The sequence below is a fragment of the Methanobrevibacter sp. genome (assembly GCF_045577275.1).
Lineage (GTDB): Archaea > Methanobacteriota > Methanobacteria > Methanobacteriales > Methanobacteriaceae > Methanobrevibacter.
On sequence record NZ_JAZNIB010000048.1, the window covers coordinates 1 to 14492 of the forward strand.

Below are 14492 nucleotides of genomic sequence, written 5' to 3' on the forward strand. Positions count from 1 at the left end.
CTTTGTGGAGATGATGAGCTTTTGGGATATGTCACATATTATGATTTTGAAATTTGCTCAAAAGGCAATTATTTCAATATCATGCAAGCTGTCAAGGCTCTGATGAAAGAGAATGGCTGGTCATTTCAGCCTCAGATGTCATCAAGAGACAATTATGACAGAGACACAAGGGTTTATTCAAAGACATTGTGCTTTGCAAAGCCTATTCAGACAGATTTATGACAGGAGGAAAATGTCATGGCAAATAAAACAATCAAGCAAGCTCTTGAGACATTGTTTCTTGGCTTGGGAGGCAATCCATCAGCTCTGGCTGATAATGTTGACACATCTGATGTCATTGATGACCTTGAATCAGCAATCAAGGGCTTGATTCCTGAGGCTGAATTGCCTGAGGTCACAGCTGATGACAATGGCAAGATTCTTGCTGTTGTTGATGGTGAATGGACAAAGGTCACAATGACAGCTGTGGCTGACACAACAACAGGAGCTGTCACAATAACTCTCACACCAGATGAAACATCTGGCACATAATACAAACAGGAGGAAACATTCATGGCAAAGATAGGTTTATCAAATCTTATTTGGTCAAAGCTCACAGAGGCATCAGATGGCACACCAACATATGATGGTGCAAAATCTCTTGGCAAGGCTGTTTCAGCAAATGTCTCAATCAGCAACAATTCAGCAACATTATATGCTGACAATCAGCTTGCTGAGAGTGACACATCATTCCAGACAGGCACAATCACATGTGGTGTTGACAATGACCTTGATGCAACATTTGCTGAGCTCTTAGGACACACAATCACAGAGGGAGGAACAGTGACAAAGAATGCTGAGGACACTCCCATCTGGGTTGGTCTGGGAAGAATTGTCACCAAGATGGTTTCTGGTGTCTATTATTACAAGGCTGAGGTGCTTTACAAGGTCAAGTTTGCTGAGCCCTCACAGGATGACACCACAAAGGGAGAATCTGTTGAATTCAGCACACCAGAGATTGAGGGAACAATTGCAACATTGGCAAATGGCAATTGGTGCACATCTCAGACCTTTACAACAAAGGATGATGCTCTTGAATTCATTCAGGACATTTTCACAGCTCCAACAACACAGAGCTCATCTGTTGTTGGTGAGGGCTAACAATTCAAAATCAGAGCCCAGCTCCAAGAGGGCTGGGCTTTTTTCAATTTACAACATTTGATGGAGGACATCACACATGGAAAACACAGCAACAATCAATTATAAAGGCAAGGAAATAAAACTTGTTTTCAATCTCAATGTCATGCAAGTAATTCAGGAAGAATACAAGACAATTGATGCATGGGGAAAGCTCACAGATGGCTCATCTGGAGAGGTTGACATCAAGGCTCTCATCTTTGGCCTGACACAGATGATAAATGAGGGCATTGAGATTGACAATGATGAGAATGGCACAGATGAGCCATTGCTCACTGAAAAGAAGGTTGGAAGAATCATCACAGATGTTGGTCTTGCCAATGCCACAAAAGCATTGAATCAGACTGTCATCAATTCCACAAAGGATGATTCAGGAAAAAACGCATAATTCATGAGGAAGATGATGCTCCAATCAATTTCTCATGGGTGAAATACATTGGGAGAGCAAAGCTCAATCTCTCTGAAAAAGAGGTCTGGAGATTGACCATCAGAGAGTTTCTCAATTTATATCAAGCATATAAAGACCAATTTGACACAGAGCTCATGCTCAGGTTAAACAGAATGACATTCAGACAGGCTGAGGCTGAAAGCATGAGACAGCAAGAATGGTTTTAATATATCGGAGGTGACAACATGGCTGGCTTTGGTGGAGCTGTCAAGCTGACAGGTGAATCAGAATACAGAAAAGCCTTGAAACAGATTCAAGTGAATCTCAAAGAGGTCTCATCTGAGATGAAATTGGTCTCAGCTCAGTATGATAAGAATGACACATCCACAGAGGCTCTGAAAGCCAAATCTGAGGCATTGGCAAAACAGCTCAATGCTCAGAAAACAGCTCTTGCCACATTACAATCTCAATATACAAAATTATCAGCTGAGCAAGAGAAAAACAAATCAAAGCATGATGCTCTTGTTGCTGAATATGAAAAAGAACAGGCCGAGCTCAAAAGGATTGGAGATGAGCTTGGCACATCATCAGCTGAATACAAGGCACAGGCTCAGGCTGTTGCAAATCTTGCAAAGGATGTTGACAAGAGCTCTCAGGCAAATGCTAAAAATGAACAGACACTCTCTGGCATGAGAACAGAGATGAATGGTCTCAAGACATCCATTGCTGGCACAGAGACAGAGCTTGAAAAAGCTGACAAAGCAACAGATGAGCTGGCTGATTCCACAAAGGATGCTGGAGAGGAGGCAAAGAATGCTGGAGAGGGTTTCACAGTATTCAAGGGAGTGCTTGCCAATCTTGCATCATCAGCCATTCAGGGAGCTCTGAATGGTCTCAAGAATCTTGGCTCAGCAATGCTCAATGTTGGAAAGCAAGCTGTCATGTCATATGCTGATTATGAACAGCTCTCAGGAGGTGTTGAGACATTATTTCAGGATTCCTCTGATGCTGTCATGAAATATGCTGAAAATGCATACAAGACAGCTGGAATGAGTGCAAATGAATACATGGAGACAGTGACATCATTCTCAGCCTCATTGATCTCATCTCTTGGAGGAGACACAGCAAAAGCATCTGAATATGCTGACAGAGCAATCACAGACATGTCTGATAATGCCAACAAGATGGGAACAGACATTGCATCAATCCAGAATGCATATCAGGGATTTGCAAAACAGAATTACACCATGTTGGACAATCTCAAGCTGGGATATGGTGGCACAAAAGAGGAGATGCAAAGGTTGCTGGCTGATGCTCAAGCAATCTCTGGCATTGAATATGACATCAGCTCTTATGCTGATGTTGTTGATGCAATTCATGTCATTCAGACAGAGATGGGAATCACAGGCACAACAGCAAAGGAGGCATCAGAGACAATCTCTGGCTCTCTCAGCATGGCTCAGGGTGCTTGGAGCAATCTCTTGACAGGCATTGCTGATGACAATGCTGATTTTGAAGGTCTCATCAATAATTTTGTTGATTCTGTGCTCACTGTGGCTCAGAATCTCATCCCAAGAATCCAGACAGTGATTTCTGGTCTTGGAAAGCTGGTCAAGGGCTTGCTGGAAACATTAGTGCCTGAGCTAATCAAGATGATTCCGCCTCTCATTGAGGAGACATTGCCAATCTTGATTGAGGCATGCCAGACAGCCATTGAGAGCTTGCTGGAGGTATTGCCAACAATCATTGATTCAATCTCAAAATTGATTCCTCTGATTGTGTCATCAATCATTTCAATGTTGCCTCAGCTCTTACAAGCTGGAATTCAGATTCTGATGTCATTGATTTCTGGCATCAGCTCAGCCATTCCTCAGCTCATGGCAATGTTGCCTCAGCTCATCATGGACATTGTAAATGTCATCACAGAGAATTTGCCTCTGATATTAAACACAGGCATGGAGCTTTTGATGTCTTTAATTCAGGGCATCACAGAGACAATTCCAGCTTTGGTTGCAATGTTGCCTGAGCTCATCAACACAATTGTGACATTCATCATGGAGAATTTACCTCTCATCTTGGATGCTGGCATTCAGATTCTTGATGCTGTCATCAATGGTCTCAACACAGCCATTCCACAGCTCATCAGCTATTTGCCAACAATCATTGACACAATCATCAATGTGTTGATTTCAAATTTGCCTCTCATCATTCAGATGGCAATGAAATTCATTGTTGCAATCATTGATGGTCTCACTCAGGCAATTCCACAGCTCATCAGCTATTTGCCACAGATAATTGTGACCATTGTTGGAACATTGCTCAAGAATTTGCCTCAGATTCTGATGGTTGGTGTCCAAATCCTTTGGGAGCTCATCAAGGGCATTGGCTCTGTGATTGGCTCATTGGCAAAGCAAGCTGGTCAGATATTCACAACAATCTGGGATGCAATCAAAGGATTGCCAGCCAAGATGCTGGAGATGGGAAAGAATCTCATCACAGGTCTTGCAAATGGTCTCATGGACAAATTGAATTGGCTCAAGGATAAGGTCAAGAATCTTGCATCTGGTATCACCAACACAATCAAGAATGCTCTTGGCATTCACAGCCCTTCAAGAGTATTTGCTCAGCTGGGTGCATTCACAGCTGAGGGCTTTGGAGAGGGATTTGCTGATGAGATGAAAGATGTCACATCAGAGATGCAAGATGCAATGCCAACATCTCTGGATGTGCCTGTCACAGCATCTGGCTTGCCAACAAGCTCATCAGCAGGAGGATTCCAGACAACAGCTCTTGTTGAGGCATTCAAGACAGCAATGCAAGGAATGAGGATTGAGATGGGAGAGGATGGCTTTGCATCCTTTGTGGTTGATACAATCACAAATGAGATTTATCAATAAAAGGAGGACAAAAGATGGCTGTCAATATAAGACCATACATCATCATAAATGGAAAAAGCTCAATGGAGGTCTCAGGATTGCTCATCACAGAATTGCCTCCAATAACAAAGCCACAGATGAGAGTGACAGCTGAGGAGATTGATGGAAGGGATGGAGATGTTGTCACAGAGCTTGGCTTTTCAGCCTATGACAAGCCAATCAAGATTGGATTGCATGGAGATTTTGACATTGATGACATAATTGATTTCTTTAATCAATCAGGCAAGATCACATTCTCCAATGAGCCTGACAAATTTTATAATTTTTCTCAATATGATGCCATTGATTTTGAAAAGCTAATCAGATTCAAGACAGCTGATGTTTCATTCCATGTCCAGCCCTTCAAATATTCTGTTTCGGAGGGTGAAAAGACATTCAATTTCAGCTCCTCAGTGACATCAGGAGAGCTTTCAATCAGAAACAATGGCAATTATGCATCCAGACCAACAATCAAGCTCACAGGCTCAGGCACAGTGAATCTGAGCATCAATGGAATTGAGGTCATGGTGCTGGATATGTCTGAGAATCCTGTCATCATTCTGGATTCCTCTGAGATGAATGCATACAATCCTGAGAATTTGCTCATGAACAGGCATGTCACAGGCAATTATGACAATTTGGTGCTGAAATCTGGCAAGAACACAATCTCATATGTTGGAACAGTGACAGAGATTGCTGTCAATAAGTATTCCAGATGGCTATGATATAATCAAAATGACAGGAGGAGCATGAAAATGGCTGATGATTTCAACAATTCAATCCAGAGATCAATCACAATGGTCAAGGGTGACACATTGAGCTTTGGATTTCAGGTCTCAGGCTTGGAAGGTCAAGAGCCTGATGAGATATTTTTCACATGCAAGGAGCACATTGAGGATTCTGAGCCTGTTTTCCAGCTGTCTCTTGGAGATGGCATTGAAAAAAGGTCATATGATGCTGAGACAGACACATTGACCTATGGTGTCAGGGTTGCTCCAGAGCTCACTCAGGATGTTGAGCTTGGCAAATACTTTTATGATCTTGAGCTTGACATCAATGAGGATGTTTTGACACTGATGAAGGGCTCTCTCTCAATTGAATGGGAGGTGAAATCATGAATGACATTGCATTCAAGGTAATAATCAAGAATGATGGCATTGATGATGTCATCTTCAAGACATTGATGCTCAAAGGTGAAAAGGGAGACAAGGGAGATGCTGGTGGAGCTGAGATTGATGACAACACAACAGCATCAAACACAACATGGAGCTCCAACAAAATTAGCAATGAGATTGATGCAAAGCCTGTCAATCTCTCAGAGCTTGATGATGTTGACCTTGATTCCATTACAGATGAGCAATTGCTTGGATATAATTTCACAACAGGCAAATGGAAGAACAAATCTGTTGATGCATCCACACTCAAATATGATGCCAACACAACAATCAAATCCAAGATTGATGAAAAGGCAAACACAGCTGACCTTGCAACAGTTGCGACATCTGGAGAATACAATGATTTGAGCAACAAGCCACAGCTTGCAACAGTTGCGACATCTGGAGATTATGATGATTTGTTAAACAAGCCATCAATTCCTCCAGCTCAGGTCAATGCTGATTGGAATGCCAGCTCTGGTGTTGCTGAGATTCTCAACAAGCCAACAATTCCTGTTGTTGACCAGACTTTGAACACAAGCTCAAGCAATGCCATTGCAAATTCAGCTGTTGCCAATGGTTTGAATGGAAAAGCAGACAGTACAGATTTGCCTTTTGTTAAATATCAGGAAATAAATGTTGCTCTTGATGGCACAGGTGAAGGAACATTGTTTGCAAGTAATAAATTTGTTGTTGGCATTAAAGATATACCGAGCGACAGTTTATATGTTGGCTATGCCGTTTACTTTGCGGGAACACTAACAAAATGCAAAGCGTTTTCCCGTAGTGCATTAGCATTTACTTCGCAAGGTATTGTTTCTATGACAAGAAAAATCGGGGTTTATTACCTTGATAATATTGCGACACAGTAATTCGGTATAATTCATAATTTGGGGAATAGAAAAGAGGCAAAACATGGACACAGTGATTCAATTTACACCAGCACAATTGATTGTTCTTGCTGGAGCAATTATCACAATATCCACAGCATGTGGAGTGATTGTGAATCTTATTTCTAAACTCAAAGAGCCTGAGAAGAAACAGGATGAGAGGATTGGTCACTGTGAGGAGAGGCTCAACAAGATGGATGCTGTCATTGAGAAATTTCAAGGATATTTCAGCAATGATGACAGGAGATTCAAGGAGATTGAGGAGGGCAACAAGATAACACAGACAGCCTTGCTTGCTCTCTTAAAACATTCTCTCAATGGTAATGACACAAAGGCTCTCAGAGAGGCTGAGAAAAGCCTTGAGGAATATCTAATCAACAAATGAGGTGATTCATCATGATTAAATGCTTTGGACAGGCTGACAGATTATTCTCCAGCAATGGAGATGTTGTCATCCAGCCATTCAAGGCTCTGGTGCACAAGGTTGACAATGGTGATTTTTATTTGGAGCTTGAATGCTCTCTTGATTTTATTGATTATGTCATACCAAACAACATCATTGTTGCTCCAACACCACAGGGAGAACAGGCTTTCAGAATCTTCAATGTCCAGACAACAAGAAGAAAAATCACAGCCAAATGTCTCCATCTCTTTTATGATTCCAACAATTATCTGATTGCTGATTCCAATGTTGTCTCAAAGAATTGCAATGATGCTCTTGACCATCTTAATTCAGCCACAGACAACACATCACCATTCTCAACAGCATCTGATGTCACCAACATCAATTCATTCAGATGTGTCAGAAAATCTCTGAATGAGGCAATCCAGACTGTGCTGGAGAGATGGGGAGGTCATCTTGTCAGAGACAATTGGAACATCAGAATCATGAATCAGATTGGTCAAGATAATGGTGTTACAATTCAATATAAAAAGAATCTAAAGGAAATCACAGTTGATTATGATTGGTCAGCTGTTGTGACAAAGCTCATGCCTGTTGGCAAGGATGGTCTCTTGCTTGAGGATTCATTTGTTGCCTCAGACATCCAATATGACATACCATTCACAAAGACAATCAGCTTTGAGCAAGAGCTGGAGCTTGAGGATTTTGATGGAGATGAGATTGCCTATCATCAGGCATTGCTTGATGATTTAAGAGTGCAAGCTCAGGCATATGTTGACAGCCATTGCATCCCTTCTGTCAATTATACTCTCAAGGCCAACATGGAGAAAATCACAGACATTGGTGACACTGTTGAGGTCATTGATGAGAGGCTTGGAATCAACATCATGACCAATGTGCTCTCATATGTTTATGATTGCATCCTTGACAAATACACAGAGATTGAATTTGGCAATGCTCAGCCACAGCTCTCTGGGCTGATGCAAACAGTGACCAACAATGTCAACACAGCCATTGCTGAAAATAATCAGGTCATCACAGTGACATTGCAAGCTGAGCTCCAAGAGGCTCAAGACAAAATCTGGGGAGCTCTTGGCAATTCATATTGCATCTATGAGGGCAATCAGATTCTTGTTGTTGATGCTTTACCAAAAGAGGAGGCTCACAATGTGCTCAGAATCAATTCAGCTGGAATTGGATTCTCACAGAATGGAATCAATGGCTCATTCTCATCAGCATGGCTTATAGATGGCACACTGGACATGGCTCAAATCAATGTCATTCATCTGGTGGCCGATTTGATAAAGGGAGGCACACTCAAGCTGGGCTCAAATCTCAACAGCAATGGTCAGCTGGAGGTGTTTGACACAGCAAACAATCTCATTGCTGAGCTCAACAACAATGGTCTCAAGATGTATGGTCAAGATGGCTCATATGTTCTCATGAATACAGATGTTGGATTTGCTGGCTTTGACAGGCTTGGCAACAAAATATATTGGGTTGCCAAAGATGAATTCCACATGAAAAAATCTGTTGTTGAGGAAGAAATCACATTATGCAACAAGCTGAGATTCATTCCAATCACAACAGCTGACAATGATGGGATTGGTCTTGTTGCTGTTGTTTAATTATCGGAGGTTTACATGGCTGAATCATCATATTTTCCAACAAGCAATCAATATATAAAATATCAAATACTTGTCACAGAGAATTCCACATCTGTGGCAAACAACACCAGCTCTGTCACTGTCAAGGTCATTGCATGGAGAACAAATCAAGGTTATTCAACATATGGCTCTGGCACATGCTATTGCAACATCAATGGCACATCATATTCACAGGGTATAAATTCAAGCCAATACATTGAATATAATTCAGACACAGTGCTTTTCTCTCAGACAGTGACCATTCCTCACAATTCTGATGGAACAAAGAGCATATTTGTTGAGGCAAAGATTTCTCATTCCAGATTCTCATCTGATTTCAATGGATTCACTGTGGCTCTGGCTAATATTCCAAGACAGGCAACATTGACAGCTGTCCAGAATTTCAATGATGAACAGAATCCAACAATCACATATTCAAATCCAGCTGGCAATGCTGTCTCAGCTCTGGATGCATGCATCTCATTGACAGGCTCAAGAGATGATGTGCCATACAGAGCAATTTCAAAGACAGGCTCATCATATACATTCAATTTGACCTCAGCTGAGAGAACAACATTGAGGAATGCTTGTGCTAATTCAAACACTCTCACTGTTTATTTCTATGTGAGGACAACAATTGCTGGTGTCCAATATTGGAGCAACAAGCCAGCAACAATGACAATTGTGAATGGCAATCCAACAATCACAGGTCAATCATATAAGGACAACAATGCATCAACAGTTGCCATCACAACAAACAATCAATACATCATCCAGAATCAATCTCAGCTGGTGTTTAATTTCTCCAGCTTGACAGCATTGAAATCAGCCACATTGACATCTTTGGCTGTCACAATCAATTCTGTGACAAAGAGCCTGAGCTTGTCTGGAACATCAATGTCAAATGTCTCTCTGACATTTGGAACAATTGACACATCCAGCAATGCAACAGCATCTGTTGTTGTCACTGATTCAAGAGGCAACAAGAGGAGCATCAACATGAACATCAATGTTTATGAATGGAAAGCTCCAACAGCCATTGTGAGAGCCACAAGGCAATCAAATTTCTACAATCCAACAACAATTTATGCTGATGCATCATATTCCTCTCTGGGAGGACACAACACCATCAGCATCACATGGGATTATAAGCTCACAACAGCATCCACATGGACATCTGGAGGCTCATTGTCTGATGGTGGCTCAACAGTTGTCAATCTTGACAATGAGAGCTCATGGGATGTCAGATTTACAATCAGAGACAAGATTGCAACAACAATTTATAATGTTGTTGTTGAGATTGGCATCCCAATATTCTTTGTTGACAGAGCAAAGAGGTCTGTTGGCATTGGAACATTTCCAGATGAGACAAATGAGCTCTCTGTTGACAGGAGATTGAACATCAAGAATGTCACACATGACACTGTTGCTGATTTGTGGTCTGTTGTCAGGTCAGGAGGATTGAAATCATGTGCTCTTTTCATCAGGAATGGTGACAATCCTGACAATGACACAAATATACTTGCAAGGGTGACAGCATTCAATTCTCAAACAGCTGGCAAATTATATGGAGAGATTGCCACATTTAATGAGCTGGGAAAATATCTAAACAAAATGTCAAGTTCATCATCAGATGAGGGATATATTGCTGTTTGCAATTCATCAGGAGAAAACAGGGGAGCTCTTTATGTGAGCAACAACAGAGCTCAGCTGTGGCTTGCAAATTCCTCTGGCTCATCAGCTGTCCAAGCCTTTGCTGGCAATTCAGATGATGGCACAATCAATGTCATGAATGAATATGGCAATTGGACAATCAACATGTCAGGAAAAGCTGGCACAATCAATCTCAGAGATGGGAGCACAACAACAATTGTCTGTGCTGGCTCAACAGGAAATGTGAAATGTGTCTCTCTCACTCAGACATCCTCAAGGAAGGTCAAAGAGAACATCCATGAGCTGTCTCTGGAGGAGGCTTTGAAGATTCTTGAGCTTGTTGCTGTCACATTTGATTATAAGGTCAAAGAGCAAGGCACAGACATGAGAGGATTCATTGCTGAGGATGTTGCTGATGTCATCCCTGAGCTTGTCACAGAGGAGACAGAGGAGACACCAGCATCATTGAATTATGTTGAGATGATTCCATACTTGCAAAAGGTCATTAAAGACCAGCAAAAGAGGATTGATGATCTTGAGACCAGATTGAAAGCTCTGGAGGAAAAGATGGACAAATAAAAAGAGAGCCTCTCATGGCTCTTTTTTATTAGCTCCAGAATCTCAGCTCATATGCATTGATAGATTCTTTGGTGATCTAATGACCGAACAAACAACAAAAGGAGGACATGAGCTGATGATTCTGGATGGTATTATATATGTCAATTTTCTGTCCAATTATGAATAAAATCCAGCAATGGTGAAATAATATAAAAGACAATTCAATCAAAACCTCTCTGATAAATTGTTGTTGACATACTATGTTTCTTTTTTATGTGATTCTTATTTATTCGTATAATTCTACCAAAACGGAAAGAGCCTGAGCATCAGGGCTCTTTTTTAATGTTCAGAATGCTCCAAACATTCAATTTGTCAAATCACTGAAATCAAAGGCATTTGACAAAATCTCAATCTTATGCTTTCCAAATGTTACATTTATGTAAATTTTTCAATTTTCGGATGGATTTTTCTTTGAATAGGTATAGTATATAGGAAACCAATCAAGGAGGACATCACCATGAAAATCACAACATTACAGGACAGAATCACAAAGGCTCAGGAGACCATTGCAAAGAAGGAAAACACCATCAGCAAGAAATTGGCTCAGATTGAGAAAAAGCTCACTCAGCTTGAAAAGGCTGGATATAATCTCACAGCAATGAGAAATGTTCTTGAAAACATGGATTGTGAAATGTATAGGAAATATGGAGTGCTTGAGAGAGCAATCAAAGAATCCATTGACCTGACAGCTATGGAGAGAGAGGACAGCTGGACAGTTTATGACATTGGTCATCTGGCTGATGACATCAGGAGAAACAAGCTGGAGATAGTTGAGAAGATGGAAACTCTCAAGAAATATCAGGCTCAGCTCAATGGAGAGATTGAGAGAGAATCAATCTATCTCAAAGAGATTCCTGATTGCATCAAGGCAATGAAAACAGAGCTGGTTGAGAGCTGGGATGCTTATGACAAGGCAAAGAGGGAAAGATTGAATGAGGAATACAAAGAGCTTGGCTATTCAGCATTCATGAAAAAGCATCACATGGCTGGCTACAATTTCATGTACCTCACAGATGACCAGATTCATGATTCCAATGAGAGAGATGGAGAGCTCCTTGTCATGAATCTTTACATCAGAGTAAAGGACATCACAGGTGAGATCACAAGCTGGTCAGGCATTCATTGTCAGGCTGGAGCATATGGACCTGTGCTCAATGGATATGTTGAAGGCAAGGAAGGGAGAGCAAGAGTTGAGAGCATTCTGGCTGGTGGATATAACATCCAGAGATTACATGTCAGAGTTTTGGTCAAGGAGTACATCTGAGAGGCTCACAGCCTCTCAGACAACACCAAAGGAGGAGACAACAATGGCACAGGATAAATTCACAAGGCTGGTCAGGGTTGACAAGAATGGCACAAAGGTTTATGAGGATTGGAGATGCTCCAGATGTGGTGGAGCTGGTGGAGCTGACAAATGGGCTCTCACAGGATTCACATGCTTTGAATGTGGAGGCTCTGGCTTGAGATCAAAGCCTATGATCTTCAAGGAATACTCACCAGAGCATCAGGCAAAGCTGGATGCTCAGAGAGCCAAGAGACAGGCAAAGAGACAGGCACAATGGGAGGCTGAGCAAAAGGAAAAGGCTCAGGAGCTCAATCAGAAATTCTTTTCAAAAGAGGGATTTGATTCTGAGGGCAACATCTGGTGCATTCTGGGTGACACATATTCCATCAAGGATGATCTCAAAGAGCTTGGATGCAAATTTGATTATTCTCTTGGCTGGCATTGTGACCATGAGCTTGAGGGATATGCCACAATCAAGCTCACAGCCTCTCAGATTTGCAATCAGAATGAGAATGGTGTCTTTTATAGCTGGAGGAATGAGGAGCTCTCACAGCTCATCTCAGAGGCTCAGGATGCAATCAAGGGCAAAGAGCCTGAGAGCAATTATGTTGGAGCTGTTGGAGACAGGATTGACATCACAGCCACATTCAAGAGGGAAATATCATACACTGTCAAGATTGATTGGAGGACACAGACAAAATGGATTTACATCTTTGTTGATGATTCTGGCAATCAGCTGACATGGAACACAACAGCATGCCTCTGGGATGAGGATGCCAAAGGTCATTGCATCCCTATGGCAACAGGCACAAGATTGAATCTGAGAGGCACAATCAAGGCTCACAAAGAATACAAAGGCATCAAACAGACAGAGCTCCAGAGATGCAAGATCACAAAGGAGGTGACAACATGATTGAGATGTTTCTTGGAGGATTGGCTTTTGGTTTAATGATGGGAATTCTTTTCACAAAGATTCACATGGAGAAGAAACAGGAGGAGCTGGAGGATTGGATTCATGAACAGGATGAGCTGATTGATCTCCAGAATAAATTTATAGAACAGGAGGCAAAACAATGATTGAGGTTGCTGAGATACTTGGGAGGTTGATTGCTGTAATGGTGCTCAAAGGCATTCTGAGCAACACTGACAAAGAATTCATCATAGGAAACATCACAGAGGCTGAATGGTGGATTGAGGAGGATGACACATGACACAATTTGGAATGGTTGAGAATGGTTATATTACACCAGAGAGACAGGCTGAATTCCTGTCAAAGCATGGTCATCTTGAGGGCATCATTGGAATGGTCAAATATTACACATTCAGAGGTCAGGGATTCAAGGTCATCCATGTTGCTGGCAAGGTTGCTCAGATCAACAAGATGTCTGAGGATGAGGTCAAGAGGATTGTCAGCTGTGCAAAGATTAAATTTGGAGGATTCTAATCATGACAATTAAAGATGCAATCAAGATTGCTGAATGTGTTGAGGTTGACTATTCAGGTATGACAGAGGAGGAGATTGAACAGATGGACAATGCTCTTGATGTCATCTTCAAATGTGCAAGAGACAAGGCAAAGGAGGAGGCTAAAAATGACAAATAAAGAGGCTATTAAAGTGTTAGAAAACCATATAAGCCCATACGACGACTGTAAGGCTGATAATGAGGCAAATCAAGCAATCAGACTTGCAATCAAGGCTCTGGGAAATTCCAGCTGGATTCCTGTCACAGAAAGATTACCTGATAAAATGGGCTCTTATATAACAACAATAGATTGTGGAAAATATGGATTTGCAACAGGTCAAAGATATTTTTTTAATGATGAAATTGGTTGGAATGATAAAGATGTAATTGCATGGATGCCATTGCCTGAGCCATACACAAAGGAGGATTCTGGTCATGAAAAATATAATCAATAAAATTATCAATAAAATTAGATGTGCATTATGCAAACATTTCTTATTATGTCCAATGTGCGAATATTTTAATTTGGAGGATTCTGAAAATGACAAATCTTGAAAACATGATTGATAATTTGAAAGCTATCAAAGAGGATTCTCCTCTTGTGGATGATGGAGGCTCAGCTGAGGAGGCTTTTGTTTATTACAACATACCATGTCCATACACAATGGGTGACAAAAGAGCTCATTGCTATAATTGTGATTCTTGCATCCCCAGAGAGATGTGCTCAGCATGCAAATATGAATGGCTCAATCAGGAGGTTGACACATGAGTGATTCAACAATAATTGCAATTATGATTTTCTTGATGATGTTTATTCCAGCATTGGTTATATTAAAGAAATGAGGTAAAGAATAAAATGCCATATAAAGACAAGGAAAAGCAAAAGAAATACATGAAAGCC

At 41.2% G+C, this 14492-nt stretch carries 18 protein-coding genes; all 18 read left to right on the forward strand.

Features of this window, described 5'->3' with window-relative positions:
* Positions 1-222, forward strand: a 222-nt coding sequence (locus ACKI67_RS01535) for a hypothetical protein (protein WP_407461634.1), incomplete at its 5' end; no start/stop codon positions are given.
* A 15-nt stretch (positions 223-237) separates the two neighbouring features.
* Positions 238-531: a hypothetical protein gene (locus ACKI67_RS01540; protein ID WP_407461635.1), complete on the forward strand. Its 294-nt coding sequence runs from the start codon at positions 238-240 to the stop codon at positions 529-531.
* A 21-nt stretch (positions 532-552) separates the two neighbouring features.
* Positions 553-1140 carry a major tail protein gene (locus ACKI67_RS01545; RefSeq protein ID WP_407461636.1) on the forward strand — a complete coding sequence of 196 codons (588 nt, stop codon included), beginning with the start codon at positions 553-555 and terminating at the stop codon, positions 1138-1140.
* Between the two features lie 76 nt (positions 1141-1216).
* Complete coding sequence (locus tag ACKI67_RS01550; RefSeq protein WP_407461637.1) at positions 1217-1564, forward strand: hypothetical protein; 348 nt, start codon at positions 1217-1219, stop codon at positions 1562-1564.
* Positions 1565-1602: 38 nt separating this feature from the next.
* Positions 1603-1791 (forward strand): hypothetical protein, encoded by a 189-nt coding sequence (locus tag ACKI67_RS01555; RefSeq protein ID WP_407461638.1) that lies wholly within the window; start codon positions 1603-1605, stop codon positions 1789-1791.
* Positions 1792-1809: 18 nt separating this feature from the next.
* On the forward strand, positions 1810-4461 hold the full coding sequence (locus tag ACKI67_RS01560) for a phage tail protein (RefSeq protein WP_407461639.1): 2652 nt from the start codon (positions 1810-1812) through the stop codon (positions 4459-4461).
* A gap of 14 nt (positions 4462-4475) precedes the next feature.
* Positions 4476-5204: a distal tail protein Dit gene (locus tag ACKI67_RS01565; RefSeq protein ID WP_407461640.1), complete on the forward strand. Its 729-nt coding sequence runs from the start codon at positions 4476-4478 to the stop codon at positions 5202-5204.
* Between the two features lie 30 nt (positions 5205-5234).
* The gene (locus tag ACKI67_RS01570) at positions 5235-5597 is read left to right on the forward strand and encodes a hypothetical protein (RefSeq protein ID WP_407461641.1); all 363 of its coding nucleotides are present in this window, start codon (positions 5235-5237) and stop codon (positions 5595-5597) included.
* Entirely contained in the window at positions 5594-6505 is a 912-nt protein-coding gene (locus tag ACKI67_RS01575) for a hypothetical protein (protein ID WP_407461642.1), read from the forward strand. The genes ACKI67_RS01570 and ACKI67_RS01575 overlap by 4 nt, the downstream gene beginning before the upstream one ends.
* Before the next feature lie 43 nt (positions 6506-6548).
* Positions 6549-6908 carry a hypothetical protein gene (locus tag ACKI67_RS01580; RefSeq protein WP_407461643.1) on the forward strand — a complete coding sequence of 120 codons (360 nt, stop codon included), beginning with the start codon at positions 6549-6551 and terminating at the stop codon, positions 6906-6908.
* Positions 6909-6919: 11 nt separating this feature from the next.
* Entirely contained in the window at positions 6920-8554 is a 1635-nt protein-coding gene (locus ACKI67_RS01585; RefSeq protein WP_407461644.1) for a phage tail spike protein, read from the forward strand.
* A gap of 15 nt (positions 8555-8569) precedes the next feature.
* Positions 8570-10804, forward strand: coding sequence for a DUF859 family phage minor structural protein (locus ACKI67_RS01590; protein ID WP_407461645.1), 2235 nt, complete (start codon positions 8570-8572; stop codon positions 10802-10804).
* 1133 nt (positions 10805-11937) lie between these two features.
* The gene (locus ACKI67_RS01595) at positions 11938-13041 is read left to right on the forward strand and encodes a hypothetical protein (RefSeq protein ID WP_407461646.1); all 1104 of its coding nucleotides are present in this window, start codon (positions 11938-11940) and stop codon (positions 13039-13041) included.
* Complete coding sequence (locus tag ACKI67_RS01600; RefSeq protein WP_407461647.1) at positions 13038-13205, forward strand: hypothetical protein; 168 nt, start codon at positions 13038-13040, stop codon at positions 13203-13205. Before ACKI67_RS01595 ends, ACKI67_RS01600 begins: the two co-directional genes overlap by 4 nt.
* Positions 13206-13335: 130 nt before the next feature.
* Complete coding sequence (locus ACKI67_RS01605; RefSeq protein ID WP_407461648.1) at positions 13336-13572, forward strand: hypothetical protein; 237 nt, start codon at positions 13336-13338, stop codon at positions 13570-13572.
* Between the two features lie 2 nt (positions 13573-13574).
* Positions 13575-13730 carry a hypothetical protein gene (locus ACKI67_RS01610; RefSeq protein WP_407461649.1) on the forward strand — a complete coding sequence of 52 codons (156 nt, stop codon included), beginning with the start codon at positions 13575-13577 and terminating at the stop codon, positions 13728-13730.
* Complete coding sequence (locus ACKI67_RS01615; protein WP_407461650.1) at positions 13720-14046, forward strand: DUF551 domain-containing protein; 327 nt, start codon at positions 13720-13722, stop codon at positions 14044-14046. The genes ACKI67_RS01610 and ACKI67_RS01615 overlap by 11 nt, the downstream gene beginning before the upstream one ends.
* 86 nt (positions 14047-14132) lie before the next feature.
* The gene (locus tag ACKI67_RS01620; RefSeq protein WP_407461651.1) at positions 14133-14360 is read left to right on the forward strand and encodes a hypothetical protein; all 228 of its coding nucleotides are present in this window, start codon (positions 14133-14135) and stop codon (positions 14358-14360) included.
* Positions 14361-14492 lie beyond the last annotated feature (132 nt).

What these genes read in the sequence shown, in the direction of transcription:
- ACKI67_RS01540 (WP_407461635.1), top strand. Translation starts at nt 238, where the DNA reads ATGGCAAATAAAACAATCAAGCAAGCTCTTGAGACATTGTTTCTTGGC.
- ACKI67_RS01545 (WP_407461636.1), top strand. Translation starts at nt 553, where the DNA reads ATGGCAAAGATAGGTTTATCAAATCTTATTTGGTCAAAGCTCACAGAG.
- ACKI67_RS01550 (WP_407461637.1), top strand. Translation starts at nt 1,217, where the DNA reads ATGGAAAACACAGCAACAATCAATTATAAAGGCAAGGAAATAAAACTT.
- ACKI67_RS01560 (WP_407461639.1), top strand. Translation starts at nt 1,810, where the DNA reads ATGGCTGGCTTTGGTGGAGCTGTCAAGCTGACAGGTGAATCAGAATAC.
- ACKI67_RS01565 (WP_407461640.1), top strand. Translation starts at nt 4,476, where the DNA reads ATGGCTGTCAATATAAGACCATACATCATCATAAATGGAAAAAGCTCA.
- ACKI67_RS01570 (WP_407461641.1), top strand. Translation starts at nt 5,235, where the DNA reads ATGGCTGATGATTTCAACAATTCAATCCAGAGATCAATCACAATGGTC.
- ACKI67_RS01575 (WP_407461642.1), top strand. Translation starts at nt 5,594, where the DNA reads ATGAATGACATTGCATTCAAGGTAATAATCAAGAATGATGGCATTGAT.
- ACKI67_RS01580 (WP_407461643.1), top strand. Translation starts at nt 6,549, where the DNA reads ATGGACACAGTGATTCAATTTACACCAGCACAATTGATTGTTCTTGCT.
- ACKI67_RS01585 (WP_407461644.1), top strand. Translation starts at nt 6,920, where the DNA reads ATGATTAAATGCTTTGGACAGGCTGACAGATTATTCTCCAGCAATGGA.
- ACKI67_RS01590 (WP_407461645.1), top strand. Translation starts at nt 8,570, where the DNA reads ATGGCTGAATCATCATATTTTCCAACAAGCAATCAATATATAAAATAT.
- ACKI67_RS01600 (WP_407461647.1), top strand. Translation starts at nt 13,038, where the DNA reads ATGATTGAGATGTTTCTTGGAGGATTGGCTTTTGGTTTAATGATGGGA.
- ACKI67_RS01605 (WP_407461648.1), top strand. Translation starts at nt 13,336, where the DNA reads ATGACACAATTTGGAATGGTTGAGAATGGTTATATTACACCAGAGAGA.
- ACKI67_RS01610 (WP_407461649.1), top strand. Translation starts at nt 13,575, where the DNA reads ATGACAATTAAAGATGCAATCAAGATTGCTGAATGTGTTGAGGTTGAC.
- ACKI67_RS01615 (WP_407461650.1), top strand. Translation starts at nt 13,720, where the DNA reads ATGACAAATAAAGAGGCTATTAAAGTGTTAGAAAACCATATAAGCCCA.
- ACKI67_RS01620 (WP_407461651.1), top strand. Translation starts at nt 14,133, where the DNA reads ATGACAAATCTTGAAAACATGATTGATAATTTGAAAGCTATCAAAGAG.